This window comes from Algoriphagus vanfongensis DSM 17529, assembly GCF_000429465.1.
In the GTDB taxonomy this organism is placed as follows: domain Bacteria; phylum Bacteroidota; class Bacteroidia; order Cytophagales; family Cyclobacteriaceae; genus Algoriphagus; species Algoriphagus vanfongensis.
Genome location: NZ_KE386906.1, coordinates 298,844 through 325,586 on the forward strand (window position 1 = coordinate 298,844; position 26,743 = coordinate 325,586).

The following is a 26,743-nucleotide window of genomic DNA, read 5'->3' on the forward strand; positions in this document are numbered from 1 at the left end:
ACCCCGAATAAATCGGGGTTGAAAATTTATGATTTTGAAGCTCTCTTCCTTTTTGGAGTTGGTTCTTCGACGATTTCGTCTTCTACTCCGGCGAGGATTCTACCACAATGCTCACATACGATCAGTTTTTTCTTTTCGCGGATGTCAGCTTGTCTCTGAGGTGGTACGGTGTTGAAGCAACCTCCGCAAGCTCCTCTTTTGACCATGACCACAGCGAGACCGTTTTTGGCATTTGCTCTGATCTTGGTGTAGGACTTCAAGAGTCTTTCTTCTACTTTTTTGACGGCTTTGTCTCGATCGTTGTTCAGTTTGCTCTCTTCATTTTCACTTTCGGAAATGATAGTAGAAAGCTCTTCGTTTTTCAGATCCAGATCTTTTTGTCTATCCTTCATCACGTCGGTCAGCTCTTCAAGATCTTTCTTTTTCTGATCGATTTTGAAACCAGCTTCTCCGATTTTCTTTTTGGCTACCTGGATTTCCAGATCTTGCAGCTCCAGTTCTTTGGTGATGGCGTCGTACTCACGGTTGTTTCGTACGTTCATCTGCTGGTCCTGATATTTTTTGATCAGTTTTTCAGATTCCTTGATGCTGTCTTTAAGAGCCTTGATTTCGTCTTCGAAAGACTGAATTTCAGAGTTGAATTTTTCGAGTCTTGTTTCGTAGCCGGCGATTTCATCCTCTAGATCCTGGACTTCTTCAGGAAGTGCTCCTCGGACTTTGATGATGGAATCTAATCTGGAATCTATAAGCTGAAGATTGTGAATAGCTTCGAGTTTTTGTGCTACTGTACTTTCCATGTACTATCGGTAGGATGTGGGATTTGTAACTACTTTTGTCAAATAGAGTGCAATATTAGGAAAATTTTGTGACAATCGTTCTCCTAACAATTCTTTTGTGAAAATTTCACTTTCATAATGCCCTATGTCACAAAGTATCAACTGCCCGTCTGCATCGAAAAACTCGTGGTATTTCACGTCAGAGGTAATAAATACATCTGCTCCCGATCTTTTGGCATCATTCAAAAGAAAAATTCCAGCACCCCCACAAACCGCTACTTTTTGGATTGGTTTGCCCAAGAATGAAGTGGATTTGAAGGTTTTTAAATTCATTTTTTCTTTGAGGTAGGTGACAAAGTCCTCCTCGCTAAGTGCTTGGGGAAGTTCTCCAATCATACCTGCTCCGACTTCTTGGTTCGCATTCTCCAAGGACTGAAGATAGTAAGCTACCTCTTCGTATGGATGCGCTTTTTTCATGGCTTGGACCACCGCTCCACTCAAATGGGTAGGAAGAATTACTTCCACACGAATTTCAGATACGTACTCTGGTTGGCCTTTTTGGCCAAGATATGGCTTGGCATTTTCCGAAGGAGTGAAGGTTCCCATTCCTTTGACTTGAAAAGAGCAATCCTTGTATTCTCCGATCTGACCTGCTCCTGCATGATGTACTGCGTCTATTACTTCCTGTTTGTATTCTTCAGGCACGAAGAATACCAGCTTTTGAAGTAGTTGTTTTTTGGGTTGTAAGATGCGGGTAGAGGTCAGTTCCAGCCGGTCTGCGATTCTTTTATTGACACCATGTGCGACATGGTCCAGATTGGTATGGATAGCATAAATAGCGATATCATGCTTGATGGCTTTGATGATCGTTCGCTCTACATAGGATTTACCAGTCAGGCTTTTCAGTCCTTTGAATACGATAGGGTGATGCGCTACTATCAGGTTGGCTCCCAGCTGAATGGCCTCCTCTACGATGTCCTCCGTACAGTCCAAACTGCATACTATGCCTGTCAACTCATCTGCGCTATTTCCAGTGATCAGTCGGGCATTGTCATAGGATTCTTGATAGGCTGGAGGAGCCAACTGCTCTAAAAATGAAATTACTTCCCGAATCTTATATCCCATATTTTTTTGGTTTATTTGGTCAAAAATACAAATTCTGAGGAATGCATCCTTTGGCTTTTTTGCTCTTTCCATTTGCACTTTTGTTTGACGGAATCACCCGGTTGCGCAACTTTCTCTATGACCTGGGAATCTTCAAATCCTATAAGTCCCAGATTCCCAGTATTCTCGTGGGGAATCTAAGAGTAGGAGGTACAGGTAAAACTCCTATGGTGGAGTATCTTATTCGGATGCTGAAAGAAGAACAGGCAATTGCCACACTTTCCCGGGGATATGGGAGAAAAAGCAAAGGATTTATCCAAGCCAAGGAGGGAACAAATTCTCAGGAAATCGGAGACGAGCCATTTCAGATTTTTCAAAAGTTTCAAAATGAAATACGGGTGTTTGTGGGCGAGGATAGGAGCAAAGCATGCCAGCGGATCGAAAGGTCCAGCATCCAGCCGGATCTGTTGATTTTGGATGATGCCTTTCAGCATCGTGCTTTTCAGGCTCATTTTTCCATCCTTTTGAGCACTTGGTCTCATCCTTTTTATGAAGATTACCTGCTACCGATGGGGAGGCTTAGAGAAAGTCGAGCTGGCGCAAAGCGCGCAGATGTGGTGATAGTGACCAAATGTCCTGCGGGATTAACTTCCTCAGAAAAAGAAGCTGCGATTCACCATGTAAGGAAGTATTCTAGTAGACAAATGCCAGTGCTTTTTTCGACCATTGATTACGGACTTCCTCAAGCGATGGGGGAGGCTGTTCCTTTCAGTTCAAAAGTGATTTTATTTAGCGGGATAGCCAATTCTGAGGCGTTGAAGCACTATTGTGATAGAAATTTTGACGTGTTGGATTTTGTGGAGTTTGGTGATCATCACGAGTATGATGAAGAAGATTTGGATAAACTCAGAAGGCTTGGAGCCAACTATTCCTCGGATGATTTCGTATTTCTCTGCACAGAAAAAGACGGAGTTAAAGTAAAAAACTTGCTTCCAAATGGTTTTTTGGGAGAAATTCCGATTTTTGTCCTGCCAATTCAGGTGATGTTTTCTACTGAAGATGAGCAAAAACTAAAAAAACTGATCCAACAAAAAGTCTTGGAAGACTCTGCAAGTGCGTAAAATTCTAGTTGCTTTATTCTTTTTGATGATTTTGGTTTCGGGCAATAGCGCCTGGAGTCAGGTGACACGCACCCAAAATGGACGACAGGTCCAAGATCCCAATCAGCAGGTAAGGCCGGGAGAGCTGGAGGAAGAAGGGGAAGAAGGTCGGCGTAGAACTCTGTTGGATGACAGTACCAAGATGGTTTTTGGACCGAAAACAGCCCTGTTTTATTTCGAAAAAGACATCAAGCGGAATAGCTTGACGCTTTATCCGCAGGACACTTCTCTGACTAATTTTCACAATTATGATCCAGTGGCTAAAAGTGGCTGGAAATATCAGGATTTAGGGAATATTGGAAGTGCGGCTATTCCGGTTTACTACGAAATCCCCAAGCTAATCGGTACTACATCGGGCTTTCATGCGTATGATCTCTATTACACTGATCCTTCAGAAAACCGCTATTTTGACACCAAATCACCCTTTACGGAGATGTCGGCGTTCTTTGGGGGAGGGCATAGGAATATGCTGGATATCAAGTTTGCCCGGAATATCAATTCCCGCTGGAATGTAGGCTTTGACTTTCATACCATCAAAGCGAGGAAGACACTCAACCCGAACGCACGGGATGATCAAATGGTCAACCAAACCAAATATTCCCTCCATACCAATTATAGATCTGAAAATGGGAGGTACTGGTTTTTGGGTAATTTCTCCCGAATGCGTCATATCGTCAATGAAATCGGGGGCATTATTCCACCTGAGGAAGATTCGACTTCCGTCTATTTTACCTATGAGGACGCCAAAGTCTGGCTACGCTATTCCCAAGCGAGGGACTTGCGACAGGACTATCATTTTTATCATGAATACAAGGTTCGGGATGGACTCCAAGTGTACCATGTGTTCGATAGGAGAAAACAAGACTTGGTTTTCGACGCTGATCTGACTACCACAGACTCGCTTTACTATCCGTCTACTCGGCTCAACCAACCTGATACCACGAGGAATTTCAATGATTTTGCTGAGTGGAGAAATGAAATGGGTTTCAAGGGTACTTTTGGTGGATTCTACTACAATGCTTTTGTGCGGCTGAGAAACGGCCGGATGAAAAGCACTTTTTTTGAGTCCGACAATACTTTCGATGAAGTCTATATCGGGGGAGAGCTGATCGGTAAACTATCAGAAAAATGGAGTCTAAGTGCTGATGGGGAATATCTAATTCCCGGCGCTTTTAGGCTGCACGGCTACCTCCAGTCTCCTTGGCTAGATGTAGAATATACCAAGGCGCTCTACAAACCGACCAGTTTACAGCAGGTCTACGCCGGTAATCATTATGCCTGGCAAAATAATTTTGACAACACAGGAGTAGATCAGGTCAAGGGGACGTTTAAGCTGGATTTTGGTAAAATCAGACTTCGGCCCAAACTGACCATCAACCGGGTCAATGGATATGTTTATTTCAACGAAGAAAGATTGCCAGAACAATCTAGCGGCGATGCATTTATCCTGATGCCAGGCCTGGAGGCTTCAATTCCTGTCGGGAAGAAATTCAAATGGGATACCGAGTTGATCTACAGCAATGTGTCAGGAACTGGCTCGGATGCTTTTCGGATTCCGGAATTTTACGCCAATACGCGATTTTACTTTGACAGTCCGGCGTTTAATGAGAATGTATTTGTCCAACTCGGAGTGGATCTACGGTACAAGTCGAGTTACTATGCAAATGCCTATTTTACAGCTACTCAGCAGTTCAATTTGCAAAACTCCTTTGATGTCTATGCTTATCCTGTAGCGGACATTTTCCTGAATTTCAGAATCAACCGAACTAGAGTTTTACTTAAGTACAATCATCTCAATGCCGGTATGATGGAGCAGGAAGGATACTTCGTGACGCCAGATTATACAGGATATAAGTCTTTCATCGATTTGGGGATCACTTGGTATTTATTTGACTGATCATGAACTGGGAAGAAAGCACAAAGCAAAAAATGCTGCATCTGAAATTGCCCACCGATCCGAGATGGGTAGGTATTGCGGAAATGCAGATCGAGGATGTTCTGACTGACCATGCTTATTGTGAGCAAAAAGCAGCTTCTTCCTGTATTTCTCTGATTGTGAGATTTAATGATCTGGACGAACTAGTCGATACGCTGACTCCCATAGTGGCCGAAGAGTGGGGACATTTTGAGCGGGTGATGGATCAGATCCGTAAAAGGGGCCTGAAGTTTGGGATGGCCAGAAAAGACGAATATGTGACCAAACTCAATGGTTTTGTCAAAAAGGGTGGTTCGAGAATGCAGCAATTGACCGAGCACCTTCTCCTCAATGCGCTGATAGAAGCTCGAAGCTGTGAGCGATTCAAGCTGCTGTCTACTCATATTCAGGATGATGAATTGAAGAAGTTTTATTACGAATTGATGATTTCTGAGGCGGGGCATTATGTCACCTTTATTGAAATGGCCCGCAAATATCAGGATCCTGACAAAGTCAATAAGCGCTGGCAGGAATGGCTTGATTTCGAAGCCTCCATTTTGAAAGAAATGGAAATCCGGGGAGATAGAATGCATTGATAGGAATGTCGTGAGGTCTGGATTTTTTCAAAATCCTATAGCCATATCAAGTGTATTTGTTTATTATTAGGCTTGTTTCTAGCCATTTTTCTTAAAATCTGTTCCAATCCGAACACTCTATGAATCTGATCGAAAATATAAGGGAAGCTTTGAAGTCTGTACAGGTGAATATCCTGAGGACGATCCTGACAGGTGCGATTATCGCTGTAGGTATTTCCTCTTTGGTGGGGATGCTGACTGCGATTGACGGGATCAAAAGCCAGATTGCAGAAAGCTTTTCAGGATTAGGTGCCAATTCCTTCGATGTGAGAAATAAGGGCTTTAGTGGTGGACGGGCTATCCAGGATGGCAAGCAGGAAAAAACTTACCCCAAACTCAAATTCAGGGAAGTTCAGGCTTTCAAACAAAAATATTCTTCGATTGGACTCTCTACAGTCTATGTGAGTGTTTCGGGTACAGCAGAAATTAAAAGAGGCTCCAAGACTACCAATCCCAATACCAGAATCAGGGGTGGAGATGAAAACTACCTTGCAATCAAAGCGATTCAATTGGAAAGTGGAAGGAATTTTTCCAATGTAGAGGTCCAGTATGGCAATAATGTCTGCATCATCGGAAAAGAACTACAGGAGACACTTTTTGAACCTAATGAGGATCCTATTACTAAGAAAATCAGTTTTTTTGGTAGACCCTATACCATCGTGGGTGTGATGGAAAAACAAGGAGGAGTTGGGCAAGATCAAGGCGCCGATCGACAGATTTTGATCCCCGTAGAAAACGCTGCCAGGCTGGATGGGAGAGGGACGTTCAACTATAATGTCACCGCTTGGGCATCAGGTCCAGAGACAGTAGAATACGAGATGGGTCAGGCTACAGGAATGATGAGAGAAATCCGTCAAGATCGACTGACGGAAGAGGATTCGTTTGATTTGACCAAAAGCCAATCTGTGGCAGAAAGTTTAGAAGAAGTGGCCAGCTATCTACGGATAGGTGGATTTGGGATCGGCTTTATCACGCTTTTGGGAGCATCCATAGGATTGATGAATATTATGCTTGTCTCTGTGACTGAGCGAACGCGCGAAATCGGAATCAGAAAAGCTCTGGGAGCCACTCCACTTAGAATCCGCCAGCAGTTTTTGATAGAAGCCATCATGATTTGTGTTTTGGGAGGGATTTTCGGAGTGATTCTCGGAATTGCCATCGGGAACGTTATCGCCAATGCTATTGGCCCAGGAGGATTTTTGGTGCCTTGGTTGTGGATGATTGTTGCTTTTATGATTTGTGTGGTGGTAGGATTGCTTTCCGGTGTTGTTCCGGCATTCAAAGCAAGCAAGCTTGATCCGATCGAAGCATTGAGATACGAATAAGATATTCGTATTATTCCCTATTCAAAAAATAGGTTTCACTGGCGTGATGCCTATTTTTTTTGCTTCCTGAGTGAATATTTCCAGTTCATTTACCAAAATGAAACCCATCCCTTGATTCCAAAGATCTTCTAATTCAGAAGGGTTTTTAGCATAGAAATAATTGATTATGATTCCCTTTTTTCGAAGGATTTCTATCGCTTTTTCTGGAATTTTCCCCTCGTTCGGTATTCGGAATTGGAGCCCATTGGCGCCTAAGTCTAGAGTAGATTCTGCATAGACAAGTGGCATATTCCTATACGAACCTTCTACATTGGAGACTAGGATATTTTGATCATAGGCTTTTGCTGCCCGGATAGCTTGCTCTTCTGCAGTCAATAGAACCTGATGCTCGCGATTTTGCTTCAAAATCTCTTTGGCTACGGCTACTGCCAAGGCCTCTCCGCCTTTCAAGTGACAGTTGATCCAGATGTTTTGAGGCATGAGTCGAAGCGTCTCTTCCAGGGTCGGGATTTGAGTGCCGATGTATTCAGAACCGAACCATGAGCCAGCATCCAAGGCTTTGAGCTCAGCTAGTGTGAGATCTTCGACTTTTCCTTTACCATTGGTCGTTCTGTCCACGGTATCGTCATGTATGATGACCAAAGCACTGTCTTTGGAAAACTGTACATCAAACTCAATCATTTGGACTCCTTTTTCGATCGAATACTCAAATGCCGGGAGGGTATTTTCTGGTCTATTATCCATCCCGCCTCGATGCGCACAGAGTCCCTTCTCGGGAAGAGCGGGCTTTACTTGACAAATCCCTGAATAGAAAATACCGATTATAAAAAACGCGCTTAGCAAGATGATCTTTCTCATAAAATTCACTGAAATTCAAACTAAACTTAGGTACTTAAAACTAACTTCACGATAAGAAAAAGTGAAGTTTTGATGATCTATCCTTGCTGATCAAGCAGATCGAAAGGAGAAAATGCTAGTTTCAACAATGGAATCAAACGAATACGATGCGATAGTAGTAGGCTCTGGAATCTCCGGTGGATGGGCTGCAAAGGAACTTTGTGAAAAAGGGTTGAAAACGCTGGTGTTGGAAAGAGGCAGAGATGTGCAGCATCTCAAGGACTATCCGACCATGACGGCCTCACCTTGGGAAATGCCCCACCACAATCAGATTCCCAAAGCGGATAAGCTACAAAATCCGGTGGTCAATCGCTGCTATGCTTACAAAGAGGATACGGCTCATTTTTTTGTGAAAGATTCTGAGCATCCCTATGTGCAAGAGAAACCCTTTGATTGGGTCAGGGGCTATCAATTAGGGGGCAAGTCGTTGATTTGGGCGAGACAAACCCAGCGTTGGAGTAAGTATGATTTTGAAGGTCCCGGACGGGACGGGTTTGCCGTAGACTGGCCGATTCAATATGAGGATGTGGCGCCATGGTATAGTCATGTAGAGCGATTTGTAGGGATATCGGGTAGTTATGAAGGATTGGATACACTTCCCGACGGAGAGTTTCTCAAGGCGTGGGAGATGAACTGTGTGGAAAATGAACTCAAAGACCGTGTCAATGCACATTATAAAGACAGGAAGTTTATCATCGGAAGATGTGCCCATCTGACCTCTCCGAAAGACGAACATCTAGCACAGGGAAGAGGACAATGCATGGCAAGAAATCAATGCTATAGAGGCTGTCCATTTGGAGCCTACTTTAGTAGCAATTCTTCGACCTTGCCTTGTGCAGCCAAGACGGGAAACCTTACTGTGAGGCCCGATTCTGTGGTGCACTCTGTGATTTGGGATGAAGAGAAAGGAAAAGCTACAGGAGTGCGGGTGATCGATCGAATTACCAAAGAGGAGCGGGAGTTTTTTGCGAAGGTCATTTTTCTCAATGCTGCTGCACTCAATACCAATCTGATCCTGCTGAATAGTAAATCGAGACGTTTTCCCAATGGCTTGGGAAATGATTCTGGTATTTTGGGTAAGTATATCGCTTTTCATAATTATCGTGGGACCATTGCTGCCAATTATGAAGGTTTCGAGGATAAGTATTATTTCGGAAGAAGGCCGACAGCTATCATGATGCCTAACTTTCGAAATGTCAAAAAGCAGGAAATGGAATTTCTTCGTGGTTATATGACTTTTTATTCCGCAGGGAGAGCAGGATTTGGTCATGCCGCTACGGATGGGTTTGGAGCTGATTTCAAAGCCGCTAATTCTGAGCCGGGGCCTTGGGGTGTATATATGATGATTCAGGCTGAGACTATACCCAAGTTGAGCAATCAGGTAAGTTTGAGTCCAGACCAGACAGACCCTTGGGGAGTTCCATTGCTGCAGATAGATGTCAGCTATGATGACAATGATGAGAAGATTCTTCAGGATTTCTTTGAGCAGGGAGAGGAGATGCTCAAAGTGGGAGGCTGCACCAATATCCGTAAGTCAGACAGCAAGCAAGCTCCCGGATTGGATATACATGAGATGGGAGGAGTCCGTATGGGCAGAGATCCAGAGACCTCTCTTTTGAATGGTTTCAATCAAATGCATTTGGCTCCCAATGTATTTGTGACTGATGGAGCATGTATGACTTCGACTGGTACGCAGAATCCATCGATAACCTACATGGCCCTCACCGCAAGAGCTGTGGATTATGCTGTAAAGGAACTTAAAAAAGGGACGATCTCCTGATGATTAGAGAGCGGAGGGGATTTGCCTCCGCTTATCAAATAGTATTTACTTTATTCTTTGGTTATTTTTAAATAGGCTTGTATAAAATTTTATAAACCTATCATAACCATGAAAAAAATCACCTCATTTCTAGCCTTGCTGCTGATGTTTCAGCTAGCTTGGGCTACTAAACCCGCTTCACTACCTGAGTCTTCCCGATCATATACCCTCATCGTAGAAGGATACGATTGGGGGCCTGCAGTGAGCAAAGTTGTGTTAAATAACCAAGAAGGAATCAAGAATTTCAGATTCTCAGACTTTTCAGTGTTTGTAAGCAGAAGTTCTCAGGATGGAGAGATTCCCGAAAGTCAACAATTTGGTGAAAGAAGGGTGGTGTTTGCCTACACCTCTGATGGAGATGGAAATCGCGCAGATGCAGGAGAGTTTATCACTTTGGTACTGGAGGTAAGTCCGGTAATCCCAATAGGGTCTCCCTTCCAATACATGCGATCTGGCGGTCGGGGTGGTAATTTTTGGGTGGATTATTCCATGAATATTATCCATCATCAAACCAATCAGATCTGGGATCAAAAAGCTGGCAAAATCATGCCTTTGGTAGATGAATTTAATCTTGATGGAAAGTTTTCGCATGGAGAGATTACCATGTCTTACGCGGCTTTCAAACCCAAATCAATCCAATCAAAGGTTCCTTTGATCATTTGGCTCCATGGCGGAGGAGAAGGTGGAATGGATCCAACAGTTCCTCTATTGGGCAATCGAGCTGCCAACTATGCCTCACCGGAGATTCAGGCATTATTTGGGGAAAGTGGTGCTTTCGTTTTGGCACCCCAAGCCCCTACTTTTTGGATGCAGGCTGCAGAAGGTATGACGAGAGGCAATACAGAGGATATTTATCATGAAGCTTTATTTGCCCTGTTTGAAGATTTCGTAAAAAACAATCCTGAAATCGATCCGGATCGAATCTATGTGGGTGGCTGCTCCAATGGGGGTTATATGTCGCTTAAGTTGATTTTGGAGCATCCTGATTATTTTGCAGCTGCTTACATTTCGGCTTTGGCTTATAACAATGAGTTTGTGTCCGAGGATCAGGTCAAGTCGATCAAAAACGTGCCGATCTGGTTTGTTCACTCTGCGGATGATACGACCACGAAACCCGATGAAACTGTCGTTCCGCTATACCGACGATTGATAGATGCGGGAGCCAAAAATGTTCATTTTTCCTACTACGATCACGTGATTGATATCACAGGTTTTTATGGAGGAGAAAACTATCACCATCCGGGCCATTGGTCTTGGATCTATAGCCATGCTAACACGGCCAGAACGGGATTTGATGGAAAGCAGGTATACTATGAAGGGAGACCTGTGACTATCCTAGAATGGCTGGCGGAACAAGAGAAATAGAAAAAGGAGGGGCACAAAGCTCCTCTTTTTTATTCCTCCCTAAATTCCAAAATATCACCTGGCTGGCAGTCCAAAGCTTTGCAGATTGATTCTAAGGTGCTGAATCTTATTGCTTTGGCTTTTCCTGTTTTGAGAATCGATAGATTTGAAAGTGTGACTTCTACTTTTTCTGATAGCTCATTGAGTGACATTTTTCGTTTTGCCATCATCACATCCAAATTGACAATAATAGGCATAACTCAAATGGTTAAATCGCTTTCGGATTGAATTTCAATTCCTCGTTTAAATACCTGGGAAATTACATACAGAATAGCTGCCATAAATAAAATCTCAGTTCTTCCGCTGAGGTATTCCTGAAGATTGGAAAGTTCTACATCCAGCTTCCAAAGCCATCTGTAATACATAAATGCCCCATAAGAAAGCAAACCGGTCGCCAAAGCCAATTGGCTCATTTTGTATATATGAGCATATATTTCTTGGGTAAACGGCTGAACCAATTTTAGTTTTTTGAAAACTAGGATTACTTGGTACATGATGCTTGCCTTTAGCATCCAGATCCCTATCACCAAAGAGAGCATCAAGTGATAATAAATTGGCTTGAATTCGAGTAAAGAGGATAGGTTTAATCCCAGCTCCAAATCAGCGGCTGCTTGTGGATTACTAAAAATACTGATCAGGTAGGCAATCATGATTGTTCCGGTTTTGATGCAGATTCCGATGTAGATTATCCAGGAAATTACCTGAAGAAGAGGAAGTGTTTTTTCAGCTTTCATCTGATAATTGTTTTTCAAATAAAGGTAATAATTTATTGAAAAACAATAAATAAATATTGAATTGTATAAAGAGAGCTAATCATAAAACTGACAACTTGTGCCTTTGAGTGTCTGTTTTGTAAAATAATACTTAACTATACTCTAGAGTTTCGATAGACGGTATGGACATGGAAAAGGCTTATTTCAAAGGAAGGGGATCTCAAATTCAAACTGGAAATAAATTTCTGGAAAGGCGTGTGGTTTTTGAGCATGTAGAAGGCTTGGATGAAGACTTGCTTTCAGTACCCAAAACGGAGATATTTCTTGAGCACCCCAAGACCATCGTGAATCCTGTCAAAAGCCCTGATCTTCCCATGGCTTTTTCCCTCAATCCATATCAAGGGTGTGAGCATGGTTGTAGCTATTGCTATGCTCGAAATACGCATGAATTTTATGGTTTTACGGCTGGATTGGATTTCGAGACGAAGTTGATGGCCAAACCTGAAGCTCCGATGCTGCTAGAAAAATTCCTGCTTAATCCCCGCTGGAAAGTAGCTCCGATTTCACTTTCAGGAAATACGGATTGTTATCAGCCTTTGGAAAAGAAGATGGAAATTACCCGGAGGCTTTTGGAGGTTTTTGTGAAATATCGTCATCCTGTCGGTTTGATCACGAAGAATAGTCTTATTCTGCGTGATCTGGATTTGCTTCAAGACCTAGCGAAGGAGAGCTTGGTGCGGGTCTACATTTCTATCACTACTTTGAATGAGGACCTGAGAAGGAAAATGGAACCCCGTACGGCCAGTGCCAGCAAGAGGCTGGATACAATCAGGCAATTGACGGAGGCAGGAGTACCGGTAGGTGTAATGAGCGCGCCTATTATTCCTGGTCTCAATCACCATGAAATTCCCCAAATTCTCAAGGAATCGGCCGCAAATGGTGCTGTGGGCGCAGGAATGACTGCTGTCCGTCTGAATGGGAAGGTGGGAGATGTTTTTGGGGATTGGCTGCGAAAGAATTTTCCTGATCGCTATCAAAAAGTCATGCATCAAGTAGCTGAGATGCATGGAGGAACGATCAATGATAGTCAATTTGGGCGTCGGATGAGAGGTGAGGGGCCTATTGCTGGCATGATCCAACAGCTATTCCGCCATTCTCGCAGTAAGTATTTTAGAGACAGAGAGTTTCCCGAGTTTAACTTGATGGCATTTCGAAGAGGAGGGAATTTGAGTCTTGATTTTTGATTGTCTCGCATAGAAGATTGGCCGTCTGACAGAAAAATGTAGTTTGGAATAGAAGAAAGACTGATATTTGATTGATCTATTTTTCCTATGAAGTATTTAAATAAAATCAATTCAATAGTAGTCAGCATAGTATTGCTTTGGAGTTTAGCCGGCTTGCCTTCTAACCTTTTGGCGCAGAGTCAGGTAAGTTATTCGATTTCTTTTCCAGATCCGCAATCCGGCTCATATCAGGTTGAGATGAGTCTGGATGGGTTGACGGAATCAGAATTGACACTGCAGATGCCTCGCTGGATGCCTGGATACTATCAATTGATGGATTATGGCAAAACAGTCAAGAACCTGAAGGCTTTTTCAGATCAATCTGAGGCCTTGGAGGTTTCTCAACCTGATTTTTCTACATGGAAGATTTCCGGAATTCGTTCTGGTTCGGTCAAAGTTCAGTACGAAATTCAAACCGAAAGAAAGTTTGTGGCAACCAGTTTCGTAGACGAAGCGCATGCCTATATAGTACCTACCAATTCTTGGCTATACCCTGTAGGGAAACTTCAAATGCAAGCTGAAGTAAAGGTAGATCTTCCTGATGCCTGGACTGATGTAGCTACAGGGCTGAAGAAGGAAGGAAATCTTACTTATTCTGCCTCAGATATGGATGTTTTGTTTGACAGCCCTCTGTTGCTGGGTATTTTGGAGGAGCTGCCGAGTTTTGAAGTGGCAGGAGTGAAGCATCGCTTTCTTGGCTATCAACTGGGAGATTTTGATAAGCTTGATTTCATCAAGAGACTTCAAAATTCTCTTCATGCTTCAGTCGATTTGATGGGCGATATTCCTTTTGATGAATATACATTTATTGCGATCGGACCTGGTAGAGGAGGGATAGAGCATTTGAATAATACCACATTTAGTCTAGATGGAAATCAACTAAAAAGCGAATCTGCTGTCAATGGGACTATTGCTTTTTTGACACATGAGTATTTTCATCATTACAATGCCAAGCGTATCCGCCCGGTAGAATTGGGGCCTTTTGACTACCAAAAGGCAAACCGAACTACACAACTGTGGGTCAGTGAAGGATTGACGGTTTACTATGAATACCTGCTGATGCGGAGATCTGACGTGATCGATGATGCTCAGCTGCTCAGCTACTTTTCAGGTTTGATTACGAGCTATGAAAATGATGCTGGAAAAGCTTTCCAATCCTTAGAAGAGTCGAGTTACAGAACTTGGGATGAGGGGCCATTTGGACAGCAAGGAACTGCTCAGGACACGACTATTACCTATTACGAAAAGGGACCTGTGGTAGGGTTGCTGCTTGATTTTGCTATTCGAAATGCAAGCAAAAATGAGCAATCCCTGGACGATGTCATGCGGTATATGTACCGTCATTATTATCAAAAATTGGGAAGAGGGTTTACAGATGCTGAGATCCGGGAAGCTTCTGAAAATGCAGCTGGAATTCCTTTGGGTGAACTCTTTGATTATTTGCAGACCACTGCGCCGCTTGACTATAAAAAATACCTGGGAATGGCGGGCCTAAGCCTGGCGAAAGTTTCAAAGGATGATAGGGAGGTTTTTCAAATAGAGATGATTTCTAACCCGGATCAATATCAGAAAGCGATTTTTGATTCTTGGACCGGAAAATAATGATGGTAGCTCTTGGCTATTCAGACCTGCCAGTCTTGATTTGGGTGATGAGTTGGTTGGCTTGGTCTCTGTAAAATGCTATAGGGCAGTGCGATTCAAAGTCTTCTAAAGCCTGTCTGCGCTCCTCTTGACTTCCCTCCATGAGTTGGATGGCTGCATACTTTTTATTCCAAAGTTTATTCTCGGCATACATCCAGCGGACAGTTTCTGCTGGATTTTTCTTAGTAGATTCAAATCCCATCTCTTCGCTTATTTGGAGAATGATAGGCTCATATTTCCTCTCAAAAGATTTGCTCAAATCATTAAGTAGAAGGACATATTCCGATAGAATGGGGAGCGAATAAGTAAAGTTGCTAAGGTGAATCTGATCCAACGCAAGGTGAAAATAATCCAATGCTTACCCCATGTTCTGGTTCTTTCTGAGGTACTTTAAGGTACTGAGCATGGCCAAAAAGTAAATTGTACTACTGTCGGAGGCTGTTAGTAGGGAGAGTATTTTGAGGTTTTCAAGGTAGGCAGCTTGCTCATGATTGGCTAACTGATATATGTGAGACCGGAATTGGGCTGATTTTATTTCATATACATTTGGATCAAAGAGTTGGCGAACCTTCTCTGATTCTTCATTGAAAAAGTGGAGTGTTTCTTTTAGGTTGTCAGGGTTCGCCTGGAGAAGGATTTTTCTTTCAGACTCAGTCCGTAAAAAGTTGGTATGAAGTTGATCTGAGTTCATTGAGCTGCCATAGTTTGGTCAAGAAAGTTGATTTTAGAAGGATGTAGGGCTCGCGTTGAATTGCTTGCTTTGTTAAAAATAAAAAAGCTAGCCGATTTCTCGACTAGCTTTGATGATTAGCTATTAGAATCAGACCGGATAATTATCTGATAAAAAGCATTTCTCTATATTTTACCAAAGGCCAAGACTCATCGTCTACCAATAGTTCCAATTTGTCTACTGCATATCTGATTTTGTCAAAGTAAGCTTCTTTGACTTCTTTCTGATAGCCTTTAGCTCTCTTCACGATATCTTCTTCTTTGTTGAGAGTTCTACGGGCATCGATCATTGCAGTCACGTTGGTTTTCAATGATTCGATGTGCTTGGATACTTGCTTGATTGTTTCGACAGCAGCAGAGTTGTCCAAACCTAGACCCTGAAGACCGTTAGCGTTTTGGATCACTTTGTTTTGGTACAAAATGGCAGTAGGAATCACGTGGTTCAATGCCAAATCACCCATTACACGGCTTTCGATTTGTACTTTTTTCAAGAAGTTTTCCAATTGGATTTCATGACGCGCATGGATTTCCAATTCGTTCATCACATTGTGTTTTGCGAAAAGCTCTTTCGTTGCTTTTTTGCTGAATACGTCCAATGCTTCTGGAGTAGCTTTTAAGTTGGAAAGGCCTCTTTTTGCAGCTTCTTTTTCCCACTCTTCAGAGTAACCATCTCCTTCGAATCTGATTTTCTTAGATTCTTTGATGCACTTTCTCAATACATTGACGATAGCGATCTTTTTCTCTTTTCCAGCTTCGATTTCTTTTTCGATGTCTTTGTACATCGTTCTCAAAGATTCAGCTACGATCACATTGAGGATAGACATAGGACCTGCAGAGTTGGAGCTGGATCCTACCGCTCTAAACTCAAACTTATTACCTGTGAAGGCAAAAGGAGAAGTTCTGTTTCTATCAGTATTATCAAGGATGATTTCTGGGATCTTAGAGATACCCAGCTTCATGTACATGTTGTCACCCTTCTCGATTTTGATGTTTCCGTTTTTCTCCAACTCATCCAATACTCCGGTCAAAGTTTCACCCAAGAATACGGACATGATCGCTGGAGGTGCTTCATTAGCTCCAAGACGGAAATCATTGGAAGCAGAAGCAATACTCGCTCTAAGTAGATCGGCATTGTCATAAACAGCCTTAACTGTAGCTACCAAGAAAGTCAAGAATTGAAGGTTTTCTCTGGCAGAGTTGCTTGGCTGAAACAAGTTGACACCTGTGTCAGTGATCAAAGACCAGTTGTTGTGCTTACCAGATCCATTGACTGCTGCAAATGGCTTCTCATGGAACAATACTTTCAGACCATGTCTTTCAGCTACTTTGTCCATCATATCCATAAGCAACTGGTTGTGATCCACAGCCTTGTTGATCTCTTCGAATACTGGAGCCACTTCAAACTGACCTGGAGCTACCTCATTGTGACGGGTTGATACTGGAATTCCCAATTTGTGAGCTTCGATCTCAAAGTCGACCATGAAGTCTTTTACTCTAGTAGGAATAGATCCGAAGTAGTGATCTTCCAATTGCTGACCTCTTGCTGGGTTGTGACCGAAGACAGTACGTCCGGACATAACCAAGTCAGGTCTCGCTGCAAACAATGCTTTGTCAATCACAAAGTACTCTTGCTCCACGCCCAAAGATGGAGATACTTTTTTTACGTTTCTGTCAAACAGTTGGCAAACCTGAATAGCTGCTTCATTGACTGCTTCAAGAGACTTCAACAAAGGAGTTTTGTAATCCAACGCTTCTCCTGTATAAGATACGAAGATGGTAGGGATACAAAGCGTATTGTCAAAAATGAAAATCGGAGAAGATGGATCCCAAGCAGTATAACCTCTCGCTTCAAAAGTAGAACGGATACCACCATTTGGGAAGGAAGATGCATCTGGCTCTTGCTGAACCAAAGCAGATCCTTTGAATTTTTCTAAACCTGCATGTGCATCGAAGAATGAATCATGCTTCTCTGCAGTAGATCCTGTCAATGGCTGAAACCAGTGCGTATAATGCGTTACACCTTTGGACAATGCCCAGGTTTTTACAGCTGACGCCACTTCTTCTGCTGTGGATACATCGATTTTGCTACCCTTATCGACAGCTTCCATCACCTTCTTATAGACAGAAGGAGCCAAAGATTGCTTCATTTGGCTAGTGCCAAAGACATTGGTACCGAAGAAGTCCGATATCTTAGAAGAAGGAGGAGTGACTTTCACTCGAGGTCTGGCCTGAACCATGGCCAAGGCTTGTTGTCTTAATGTTGCCATATCTACAATTTGCGGTTTAAATTTACCCTAGCAAAAATAGAAAAATACTTGTTCTAAAAAGCTTTTGATCAAAATTTGAGCTGATTTTTTGAAATTTTTACACATTTTTTAAAAAAACATGATCTTTTTGGACCCAAGACCCCAAAAAAGAGGTGTTTTTACTCGAATTTTTGGAAAATTGAAAACAACTGAAGATTGCTTAACTTTGCAAACTCATAAACAGGAGGAAATTTGTGAAAAAAGTAGCCTTTTATACACTGGGATGTAAGCTGAATTTCTCAGAAACATCTACTATCAGCCGGCAATTTGAGGAAAAGGGCTTTCTGAAAGTGGAATTTCAGGAAAATCCCGACATTTTCATCATCAATACCTGCTCGGTGACCGAAAACGCCGATAAGAAGTGTAAGAAGATCGTCAAGGAAGCGAAAAAGATCTCTCCCAACTCCTTTGTGGCGATCATAGGCTGCTATGCACAGCTTAAGCCACGTGAGATTTCCGAAATCAAGGGAGTCGATGCGGTCTTGGGAGCTGCTGAGAAATTCAGACTGATAGAGCTCCTGGGAGACTTTGCCAAAGAGCAAGAAGCAAAAGTACTTGCTAGCGAAATCACAGAAGTCAAATCCTTCAATAATGCCTATTCGATCAATGATCGTACACGTACCTTTCTTAAGGTACAGGATGGCTGTAATTATGGTTGCGCATTTTGTACGATTCCATTAGCCAGAGGCAAAAGCCGAAGCAATACCATTGAGTCAGTCTTAGAATCTGCCCGAGAAATCGCAGCAACTGATGTCAAAGAAGTAGTGCTGACGGGTGTCAATATCGGAGATTTTGGAATTGTGGATGGTAAAAGGAATGAGCGTTTTGCGGACTTGGTCTTTGCGCTAGACGAGGTGGAAGGTATCGATCGGTTTCGAATTTCTTCTATCGAGCCCAATCTGTTGACTAATGAGATCATCAGCTTTGCAGCTCAATCCAATCGTTTTGTTCCTCATTTTCACGTGCCTCTTCAGTCTGGCTCCAATACTATTTTGAGACGAATGGGCAGAAGATACCTGAGAGAGCTATATGAAGACCGTGTCTCCAAAATCAAAACATTGATGCCTCATGCATGCATCGGTGTAGATGTGATTGTTGGTTTCCCAGGCGAGACGGATGAGTTGTTTTTGGAAACGTATAACTTTCTCAATGATCTTGATATTTCCTACCTGCACGTATTTACCTATTCTGAGCGCGCCAATACACGGGCTACGGAAATGGATGGAGTCGTGCCGATGAAAAAGAGAAATGAGCGATCCAAAATGCTACGGATTCTTTCTGAAAAGAAAAGGAGGAAATTTTATGAAGAGAACTTAGGTAAAACCTACACTGTACTCTTTGAGGAAGATGTGGAAGATGGCAAAATGCACGGATTCACTGAAAACTACATCCGCGTCGCTGCAAAATACGACCCCATGCTGATCAATGAGACCAAACTGGTCACATTGGATCAAATCAATGAAGTGGGGAATGTGGAAGTCTTAGAGCCGGAATTTGTCTACGAGAAGCATTGAGAAGACAGCCATAAATCATAATAGGGAAAAGGAAATGTGAAGCTTACATTTCCTTTTTTTAATTCTTAGGTAGTATCATCTCCTTTGCCCTCAATTTTTCCTATATTCAGCAGCAGGTAAATTGCAATTTCGTGAGCCAAAACACCACCCCCAAATTGATTCAGGATGAAGCTTGGCTACAAGGCTTCGAACAGGAAATTCAAGGTAGAATCGACCGGTTTCACTCATCTCTGCAACAGATCGAGTCAGAATATGGGAGTATTCTGGAGTTTGCAAACTTCCATCAGTATTATGGGATTCACTTTGATCCGATTCGCAAAGGCTGGATCTATCGAGAGTGGGCCCCTGCGGCACAGCAACTTTACCTGACGGGTGATTTCAATCTGTGGGATCGCTATTCCCATCCCTTGAAAAAAAACAGAAGAGGGGACTGGGAGATTTTTTTGCCTCAGGTGGAATACAAAGAATCCTTCGTCCATGGCAGCAAAGTCAAAGTGCATGTCATCAATGAGAAAAATGAAGCAATAGATCGCATTCCGGCCTATATCCAGCGGGTGATTCAGGATGAGTCTACCCTTGATTTTTCAGGGAAGTTGTGGTTTACCAGCGGAGAATTTGCTTGGACAGACGCGGGTTTTGATCTCTCACCTATCTCTGCGATGCCATTGATCTATGAGTGTCATGTGGGTATGGCTTTGGAAAAAGAAGGAGTCGGGACTTATAAAGAGTTTGAAAAAGAAATCCTGCCTAGGATCAAGAAGGGCGGATACAATGCCATCCAATTGATGGCTGTGATGGAACATCCTTATTATGGTTCATTTGGCTATCACGTATCCAATTTCTTTGCTGCGTCATCACGGTTTGGTACCCCGGAGGATCTCAAAAGCCTAATCAATCAAGCCCACGATATGGGAATAGCTGTGATCATGGATATTGTCCATTCACATGCCGTGAAGAATATCAATGAGGGGCTAAATGAATTTGACGGAAGTGATCATCAATATTTCCATCCGGGTGATAGAGGCTATCACGAAGGATGGGACTCCAAATTGTTTGACTATGGCAAGTGGGAAGTTCAGCAGTTTCTACTTTCCAATATTCGCTATTGGTTGGAAGAATTTCACTTTGATGGATTTCGATTTGACGGAGCTACTTCTATGCTCTATCATCATCATGGACATAGGACTTTTGATCAGCCAGGGGCTTACTTTGATGAGGGAGTTGACGCGGATGCAGTCTTGTACTTTCAATTAGCCAATACATTGATCCATCAACTCAAACCCGAGGCTATGTCAATAGCAGAGGAAGTATCCGGAATGCCGGGACTTTGTAGGCTAATAGAAGATGGAGGATTAGGTTTTGATTTTCGCCTGGCAATGGGTATCCCTGACTATTGGATCAAAACACTCAAGCATAAGCAAGATGAAGAGTGGGATATGTTTGAGCTTTGGGGCGAGCTGACCAATCGCCCCGAAAAGGAAAAATCGATTGCTTATGCCGAAAGTCATGATCAAGCATTGGTAGGGGATAAAAGTTTAGCTTTTTGGCTGATGGATCAGGAGATGTATCACTCTATGTCTGCCCTGCAGCCAAATATGATCATAGACCGGGGGATCTCCCTTCACAAGATGATCCGGATGATTACCTTGACGCTAGGAGGAGAGGGCTATCTGAATTTCATAGGAAATGAATTTGGCCATCCGGAGTGGGTAGATTTTCCCAGAGAGGGCAATGACTGGAGCTACCTGCATGCGCGACGACAATGGTCTTTGGTAGACACAGAGCACCTTCGCTACCGTCAAATGGACGCCTGGGACAAAGCTATGATCCGACTTGCCAAAAAACATAGTATAGGTATGGCAGCTCATGCGCATCAACTTTATTTGGAGCCGGATAAAAAAATCCTAGCCTATGAAAGAGCAGGCTTAATTTTCGTTTTCTCATTTCATCCGACAGAGTCATTTTTTGGATACAAGATTCCTGTAGGCCAAAGCGGAAATTATCAAGTTGTCCTTCACTCTGATGAGCAGGAGTTTGGAGGATTTCAAAGGTTGGAAAAGGAAACTCTTTATCCTACAGATGAGCAGAATGAACTGCATCTTTACATCCCTAATCGAGTCGTGATGGTCCTGGAAAAGACTAACTAGACTTACAAACAAATTCAAGCAATTAGCTTTGGAAGAAAATCATGAAAGGAGCAGATTTTCTGAAATAGAATCTTAAAGCGCGATTTGTTAGACTTATTGAGAAATGAATATTGATCAAATACTGGATCAGATATACCTTATCAACCATGCCTCCAAGCAGAAATTTATCGACTGCTTTGAAGAAATCAGATTGCCTAAAAATCACTTGATTATCCGTTCGGACAAGGTAGAAAGGAGTGTTTTCTTTATCAAGAAAGGAATAGCCCGAGCATTCTCCACTTTTGATGATGCGGAAGTTACGATTGCATTTGGGGAAGAAGGGGATACCATCATTTCGCTCAATAGCTATATTCTCAATCAGGCAGGATATGAAAATATCGAATTGCTGGAAGAATGTGACTTGTACAAAATCAGTGTGAAAGACCTCCAATCACTTTTTGAAAAGGATATTGATATCGCTAATTGGGGAAGGAAATTCGCAGAACAGGAACTGATCAAGGCAGAACATAGATTCATATCCAATCAGCTCGGGACAGCAACTGAGCGCTACATGGAGCTTTTGAAAAAACATCCTACCCTCATCCAGCGAGTGCCTTTGGGGCTAGTGGCCTCTTATTTGGGAATCACACAGGTGAGCCTGAGCCGAATCAGAGCCAGTATCAAATAAATTCTTTTTTATGGATAGCCACTTTCCTGTCAGCAGATCTTTTTGAAGGCCTAAAAAAGGCATTGGGGTTCAATTCAAGCAAACTTCCGACTTCGGTCCTCTGTCTTCTAGCCTGTTTGTCAAAAGAAAAAGGTTACTGGCATCATTGAGGAAAATCAGATCCCTTTTTATCATTTGTTAATTTTTTCCTCAGTCCTGAGACGGAACTTTGTCCAAAATCTAAAAATCATGAATTGGATACTATTAGTCATCGCAGGTTTGTTTGAGGTAGCTTTTGCATTTTGTCTGGGAAAGGCAAAATCAGCAACAGGAAATGAAATGTACCTTTGGTATGTTGGGTTTTTAGTGACTCTTGGCGTGAGTATGGGACTTTTGGTCAAAGCCACTCAAACTTTACCCATCGGAACAGCCTATGCCGTGTGGACTGGAATAGGGGCAGTCGGGACGGTACTCGTGGGGATTTTTGTTTTCAAAGAGCCCGCCACTTTCTTGAGAATCTTATTTCTCGCCACTCTGATTGGCTCTATCATCGGACTTAAAGCAGTTTCAGCTCATTAAACAAGATTAAAATGAATATAACTCTTAGGTTGACTTCCGTTGAAGATCTAGACGAACTGCAGAAAATAGGAAGACTCACATTTGCTGAAACTTTCGCATCAGAGAATAGCGAAGAAAATATGAGGGAGTATTTGGAGAATGGGTTTTCAAGGGAAAAATTGACTACTGAACTGTACGATCCGAATGCTGAAATTTACTTTGCTGAAGCGGAAGGGAGAGTCATCGGGTATTTGAAAGTAAATGTCGGTAGTTCTCAGACAGAAATGAAGTATGAAAATTCTTTGGAAATTGAGAGGATTTATGTCTTGAGCGAATTTCACGGTAAAAAAGTGGGACAATTACTCTATGAGAAAGCATTGGAGTTGGCGAAAGCAAAGCACATGCGCTATGTTTGGCTAGGAGTCTGGGAGCATAATTCCCGAGCTATTCGCTTTTATGAGAAAAATGGTTTTGTGCAGTTTGATCAGCATATTTTCATGCTGGGAGATGATAAGCAAGTTGATTTGATGATGAAGCTGGATTTGAACGAGTAATAAGCTAACCATAGTAAATTAGTAACTTAGAGCAAAATTCACCCCATGGAAAATCACCGAATCTACAAAATGGCCTTTGCCGGCGTTTATCCCCACTACATCACCAAAGCGGAGAAAAAAGGAAGAACCAAGGCCGAAGTCGATGAAATCATCTTTTGGCTGACCGGTTATTCGGCTAGTGATTTGACCAGAATTTTGGATGAGAGGACAGATTTCCAGACTTTTTTTGATGAAGCACCTCAGCTCAATCCCAACGTCACCAAAATCACCGGAGTTATTTGCGGCTATAGAGTGGAGGACATCGAGCATCAATTGATGCAGAAAATCCGCTATCTGGACAAATTGATCGATGAGCTTGCCAAAGGCAAAAAGATGGAGAAAATCCTTCGGCAATAAGTTTTTATTCGATCAGTATGAAAGTCTATCTCCCCAAAGATTGCGGAAATTCTCCCAAAAGAATCTTGGTTTCTAAGTTGACAGAGGCATTTGCAGCCTATGATTTGGAAAAAATTGAGCCTTTTCTAGACGAGAAGGTATCCTGGCAGCTTGAGGGGGATGAACCCATAACGGGAAAAGCCGCTTTTTTGGAAGCATTAAATGGGATGAAGCAAAACCCCACTAAAGAACTGCATATTTCACAAGTCCTGACACACGGCAAAGAAGCGGCAGTAAGGGGTCGAATGACACTTTCCGATGGCTCTGTTTTCTCATTTGCAGATTTTTATGTGTTCAAAAGTGCCAAATCAGAATTGATAGCCTCTATCTTTTCATTTGTGCAACAGATCAAGTAAAAGGGTTTTCCGGACTATAGCTTTATTCTGTCACATCTTCCATTTATCCAGTTTTTTGACCATAAAGGCAAAGCAATCCATAAAAATTAGCCTCTTGCCCTAGGATTCCAATATATTTGCTGTTCTACAGTTCAATCTATTATTCAAATTCTTTTCTGTTTCGATGTTTCAAATCAAACCTAAATCCTTACTGGCAGGAGCGGCTTTGCTTGCTTTTGGCTGTACGGGAAACAACAAACCTAAAACTGCTGATTTGGATGAATTGAAAGCCTATTTCAATTCAGGAATCAGCTCAACCACCGACAGTACAGACTTAGTTTTCACCGAACTAGCAGGCCCAGATCTCGTCCCAAGCCCAGCGGCTTTGGCAGTTTCGGCTAATGGAGAAGTATTCGTAGGAGTCGATATGATCGGTTCCTTGGGCAAAGAGCCAGGTAAAGGCTCTATCGTCAAGCTTGTGGATTCTGACAATGACGGTCAGTTAGATGCTCATACTACTTTTGCCATGGCGGACAATCCTCGTGGGATCATTGCCATGAGAGATCAGGTTTTTGTTCTGCATACTGTCTTCAATCCCGAAACAGGCATCGCTTCAGGAATGGACTTGGTAGTTTTTGAAGATAAAGATCAAGATGGAGTGGCTGATGGTCCTTCCAAGCCTTTGATCAAAAATATATGCTCTCTCGAGCCATTGACTTCCCGTGGTACCGATCATGCTACCAATGGTATCAGAATGGGAATCGATGGTTGGATTTATATCGCCGTGGGTGACTTTGGATTTCATGAGGCAGAAGACCGTACCGGCAAAAAAATGACCATGCTGGGTGGAGGGATTGTCCGAGTTCGGCCAGATGGCACTGGGATGGAAATCTACGCGCACGGAACCAGAAATATCTACGATGTGGCGATTGACCCTTTCATGAACATCTACACACGAGGCAATACCAATGATGGTGGTGGCTGGAACGTGAGATTCATCCACTACACGCAGTCTGGAGAATATGGCTATCCGAATTATTTTAAGCATTTCACCAATGAGACTATCCCTGCATTGATCGACGTGGGAGGTGGATCTGGCACAGGTAGCTACTTTATGGATGACAGCAGATGGCCAGAGAAATACAACCACACGCCAATGATGGCCGACTGGGGTAAGAGCCAGCTTTATATTCACCGTGTGACTATGGACGGGCCTGGATTTACGCAATCCATGGAGGAGTTTATCAAAATCCCTCAAATCACTGATATTGATCTGGATGCTAGTGGCAGAATGTACCTTGCTGCTTGGGATGGAGCAGGATATAAAGGTTCCCCTGAAAAAGGATATGTAGTCAAAGTCGAGCCAAAAGGTTTTGTCTATGAGCCGGCAATTGATTTTGGATCTGCTAGCTTGGAAGAGTTGGCTGGACAGTTGAAAGCTTCTAACTCCGTATCGAGACTGGCAGCGCAGCAAGAATTATTGGCAAGATTCCCTGCTGAAGCTGGAGATGCAGCTTTGGCGATCGCACAAGATCAGACTTTGCCATTGGAAAACAGAGTGGCAGCCATCTATACTTATGCTCAGGCTACTTGCCAGGATGGGCAAAGCGAGCTCCTCAAGCTGGCTGAGGAAGATAAAATCCGTGAATTTGCCCTTCGTGCACTGACTGACCGGAAGACCTGTCTGGATGGGCTATCCATTGATCCTTTTGAGGAGGGAGTCACTGATCCAAATGATCGTGTGAAATCAGCTGCTATTGTGGCTTTGGGGAGAATCGGAAACCCAGATGCTGCTGAGACGCTTTTAAGTGTGGCGGTGCCTAGTTCATTTGTAGAACCAGAAAAAGGAACCGAAGGTCCACATGCCACTCCAAATTCAGCAATCATTCTTCCTCACATAGCTGTTCAGTCTTTGGTACAGATCGGAGCAGTGGATGCAGCGGTGGAGGCAATCGGATCGGATGAGTCTAAAATCGCTCTTTGGGCATTGAAATACATGCATGACCCCAAAGCTGTCGATGGCTTGATCGCTGCGTATCAAGACACGGATGATAAAGCTTTGAGAGCCGAAATCCTCGGAACAATTTCAAGACTTTACAAAAAAGAAGCTCCTTACAAAGGCGATTGGTGGTGGGGTACTCGCCCTGACACGCATGGACCTTACTACAAAGGAATCGACTGGGAAGCTTCTCCAAAAATCAAAGAATTTTTGACAGCTGAATATGCTATTTTGGAAGACAATCAAGGCAAGCAATATTTTGCAGATCTCAATGAAAAAAACAGAATGGAAATCGCCGAATTTGGAAATGTTTCCATGGAGTTGGCTGTAAATGAGACTACGATTGATCTTGAGAAAATCAAAAACAAAAAAGGTCAAGTAGGCGAAAGCTCTATTGAGGATGTGATTTTGGCAGTGGATGAATTGAAAGGCGATCCTGCTTTGGGTAAAACATTGTTTAATAGCCAAGGATGTATCGCATGTCATAGCATCGAAAAAGGTCAGCCTCTCAAAGGACCATTTATGGGCCAGATCGGATCTATCATGAACCGACAGCAAATCACTGAATCCATCATGAAGCCTAATGCTTCTATTTCCCAAGGTTTCTCTACAGTTCAGGTTGAAACCAAGGATGGTAAATTCTACATGGGTTTCGTGACCGGTGAAAATGCCAATGAAATCGTGCTACAGGATATCACTGGAAATGCAACTAAATTGACTAAAACCAACATCAAAGAGCGGAAAGAACTGGAAAACTCAATGATGCCTCCAGGCCTTGCAAACTCTCTTTCATTCGAGGAACTGGCGTCCTTGGTGACTTATCTTCAGCAACAGAAATAAGTCTTAGA

At 42.8% G+C, this 26,743-nt stretch carries 24 protein-coding genes; 16 read left to right on the plus strand and 8 right to left on the minus strand.

The features are described from left to right. Positions 1 to 26: 26 nt before the first annotated feature. Both G460_RS0120205 and G460_RS0120210 read right to left on the minus strand, forming a co-directional pair. Positions 27 to 797: a zinc ribbon domain-containing protein gene (locus tag G460_RS0120205; RefSeq protein WP_026957034.1), complete on the minus strand. Its 771-nt coding sequence runs from the start codon at positions 795 to 797 to the stop codon at positions 27 to 29. Positions 798 to 800: 3 nt separating this feature from the next. Next, positions 801 to 1,901 carry a Nif3-like dinuclear metal center hexameric protein gene (locus tag G460_RS0120210; protein WP_026957035.1) on the minus strand — a complete coding sequence of 367 codons (1,101 nt, stop codon included), beginning with the start codon at positions 1,899 to 1,901 and terminating at the stop codon, positions 801 to 803. Positions 1,902 to 1,942: 41 nt separating this feature from the next. On the opposite strand from G460_RS0120210, the gene lpxK reads away from it, so the two are divergent. The 4 genes from lpxK (at position 1,943) to G460_RS0120230 (ending at position 6,915) form a co-directional block, all read left to right on the plus strand. Continuing rightward, positions 1,943 to 3,001 carry a tetraacyldisaccharide 4'-kinase gene (gene lpxK / locus G460_RS0120215; protein WP_026957036.1) on the plus strand — a complete coding sequence of 353 codons (1,059 nt, stop codon included), beginning with the start codon at positions 1,943 to 1,945 and terminating at the stop codon, positions 2,999 to 3,001. Next, positions 2,994 to 4,937: a putative porin gene (locus G460_RS0120220; RefSeq protein WP_245578774.1), complete on the plus strand. Its 1,944-nt coding sequence runs from the start codon at positions 2,994 to 2,996 to the stop codon at positions 4,935 to 4,937. Before lpxK ends, G460_RS0120220 begins: the two co-directional genes overlap by 8 nt. 2 nt (positions 4,938 to 4,939) lie before the next feature. Next, positions 4,940 to 5,551, plus strand: coding sequence for a MiaE family protein (locus G460_RS0120225; RefSeq protein WP_026957038.1), 612 nt, complete (start codon positions 4,940 to 4,942; stop codon positions 5,549 to 5,551). A gap of 119 nt (positions 5,552 to 5,670) precedes the next feature. After that, positions 5,671 to 6,915, plus strand: coding sequence for an ABC transporter permease (locus tag G460_RS0120230; protein ID WP_026957039.1), 1,245 nt, complete (start codon positions 5,671 to 5,673; stop codon positions 6,913 to 6,915). A 21-nt stretch (positions 6,916 to 6,936) separates the two neighbouring features. Here the strand turns inward: G460_RS0120230 and G460_RS22375 are convergent, their stop codons facing one another. Further along, on the minus strand, positions 6,937 to 7,773 hold the full coding sequence (locus tag G460_RS22375; protein WP_035464822.1) for a glycerophosphodiester phosphodiesterase: 837 nt from the start codon (positions 7,771 to 7,773) through the stop codon (positions 6,937 to 6,939). A gap of 127 nt (positions 7,774 to 7,900) precedes the next feature. Between G460_RS22375 and G460_RS0120240 the strand changes: the two genes are divergently transcribed. Continuing rightward, a complete protein-coding gene (locus G460_RS0120240; RefSeq protein WP_035464823.1) occupies positions 7,901 to 9,592 on the plus strand; it encodes a GMC oxidoreductase in 1,692 nt (563 codons plus the stop codon). 108 nt (positions 9,593 to 9,700) lie between these two features. Next, positions 9,701 to 10,996, plus strand: a complete 1,296-nt coding sequence (locus tag G460_RS0120245; RefSeq protein WP_035464824.1) for a prolyl oligopeptidase family serine peptidase — start codon at positions 9,701 to 9,703, stop codon at positions 10,994 to 10,996. 29 nt (positions 10,997 to 11,025) lie between these two features. On the opposite strand, the gene G460_RS0120250 is transcribed toward G460_RS0120245, so the two are convergent. Further along, on the minus strand, positions 11,026 to 11,232 hold the full coding sequence (locus tag G460_RS0120250; RefSeq protein WP_026957042.1) for a helix-turn-helix domain-containing protein: 207 nt from the start codon (positions 11,230 to 11,232) through the stop codon (positions 11,026 to 11,028). 3 nt (positions 11,233 to 11,235) lie between these two features. After that, positions 11,236 to 11,769, minus strand: coding sequence for a DUF2975 domain-containing protein (locus G460_RS0120255; protein ID WP_157366986.1), 534 nt, complete (start codon positions 11,767 to 11,769; stop codon positions 11,236 to 11,238). Between the two features lie 167 nt (positions 11,770 to 11,936). Here G460_RS0120255 and G460_RS0120260 point away from each other — a divergent pair, with 167 nt between their 5' ends. Both G460_RS0120260 and G460_RS22380 read left to right on the plus strand, forming a co-directional pair. Beyond that, positions 11,937 to 12,992, plus strand: coding sequence for a PA0069 family radical SAM protein (locus G460_RS0120260; protein ID WP_026957044.1), 1,056 nt, complete (start codon positions 11,937 to 11,939; stop codon positions 12,990 to 12,992). 87 nt (positions 12,993 to 13,079) lie between these two features. Then, a complete protein-coding gene (locus tag G460_RS22380) occupies positions 13,080 to 14,633 on the plus strand; it encodes a M61 family metallopeptidase (protein WP_051316161.1) in 1,554 nt (517 codons plus the stop codon). A 16-nt stretch (positions 14,634 to 14,649) separates the two neighbouring features. On the opposite strand, the gene G460_RS0120270 is transcribed toward G460_RS22380, so the two are convergent. The 3 genes from G460_RS0120270 to G460_RS0120280 form a co-directional block, all read right to left on the minus strand. Next, complete coding sequence (locus G460_RS0120270; protein WP_157366987.1) at positions 14,650 to 15,027, minus strand: hypothetical protein; 378 nt, start codon at positions 15,025 to 15,027, stop codon at positions 14,650 to 14,652. Positions 15,028 to 15,030: 3 nt separating this feature from the next. Continuing rightward, a complete protein-coding gene (locus G460_RS0120275; protein WP_026957046.1) occupies positions 15,031 to 15,363 on the minus strand; it encodes a hypothetical protein in 333 nt (110 codons plus the stop codon). 142 nt (positions 15,364 to 15,505) lie between these two features. Next, the gene (locus G460_RS0120280) at positions 15,506 to 17,668 is read right to left on the minus strand and encodes a glutamine synthetase III family protein (RefSeq protein ID WP_026957047.1); all 2,163 of its coding nucleotides are present in this window, start codon (positions 17,666 to 17,668) and stop codon (positions 15,506 to 15,508) included. A 233-nt stretch (positions 17,669 to 17,901) separates the two neighbouring features. Between G460_RS0120280 and mtaB the strand changes: the two genes are divergently transcribed. The 8 genes from mtaB to G460_RS0120320 all read left to right on the plus strand — a co-directional run bounded on the left by mtaB (position 17,902) and on the right by G460_RS0120320 (position 26,735). After that, the gene (mtaB, locus tag G460_RS0120285) at positions 17,902 to 19,221 is read left to right on the plus strand and encodes a tRNA (N(6)-L-threonylcarbamoyladenosine(37)-C(2))-methylthiotransferase MtaB (RefSeq protein WP_026957048.1); all 1,320 of its coding nucleotides are present in this window, start codon (positions 17,902 to 17,904) and stop codon (positions 19,219 to 19,221) included. A 131-nt stretch (positions 19,222 to 19,352) separates the two neighbouring features. Continuing rightward, positions 19,353 to 21,368, plus strand: coding sequence for an alpha-amylase family glycosyl hydrolase (locus G460_RS0120290; RefSeq protein ID WP_026957049.1), 2,016 nt, complete (start codon positions 19,353 to 19,355; stop codon positions 21,366 to 21,368). Positions 21,369 to 21,471: 103 nt separating this feature from the next. Continuing rightward, entirely contained in the window at positions 21,472 to 22,035 is a 564-nt protein-coding gene (locus G460_RS0120295; protein ID WP_026957050.1) for a Crp/Fnr family transcriptional regulator, read from the plus strand. 228 nt (positions 22,036 to 22,263) lie between these two features. Then, on the plus strand, positions 22,264 to 22,593 hold the full coding sequence (locus G460_RS0120300) for a DMT family transporter (RefSeq protein ID WP_026957051.1): 330 nt from the start codon (positions 22,264 to 22,266) through the stop codon (positions 22,591 to 22,593). 11 nt (positions 22,594 to 22,604) lie between these two features. Then, the gene (locus tag G460_RS0120305) at positions 22,605 to 23,126 is read left to right on the plus strand and encodes a GNAT family N-acetyltransferase (protein WP_035464826.1); all 522 of its coding nucleotides are present in this window, start codon (positions 22,605 to 22,607) and stop codon (positions 23,124 to 23,126) included. A 45-nt stretch (positions 23,127 to 23,171) separates the two neighbouring features. Next, entirely contained in the window at positions 23,172 to 23,522 is a 351-nt protein-coding gene (locus G460_RS0120310; RefSeq protein ID WP_026957053.1) for a DUF2200 domain-containing protein, read from the plus strand. Between the two features lie 17 nt (positions 23,523 to 23,539). After that, positions 23,540 to 23,917, plus strand: coding sequence for a nuclear transport factor 2 family protein (locus G460_RS0120315; protein WP_035464827.1), 378 nt, complete (start codon positions 23,540 to 23,542; stop codon positions 23,915 to 23,917). Between the two features lie 163 nt (positions 23,918 to 24,080). Then, a complete protein-coding gene (locus G460_RS0120320; RefSeq protein ID WP_026957055.1) occupies positions 24,081 to 26,735 on the plus strand; it encodes a DUF7133 domain-containing protein in 2,655 nt (884 codons plus the stop codon). Positions 26,736 to 26,743: the final 8 nt, after the last annotated feature.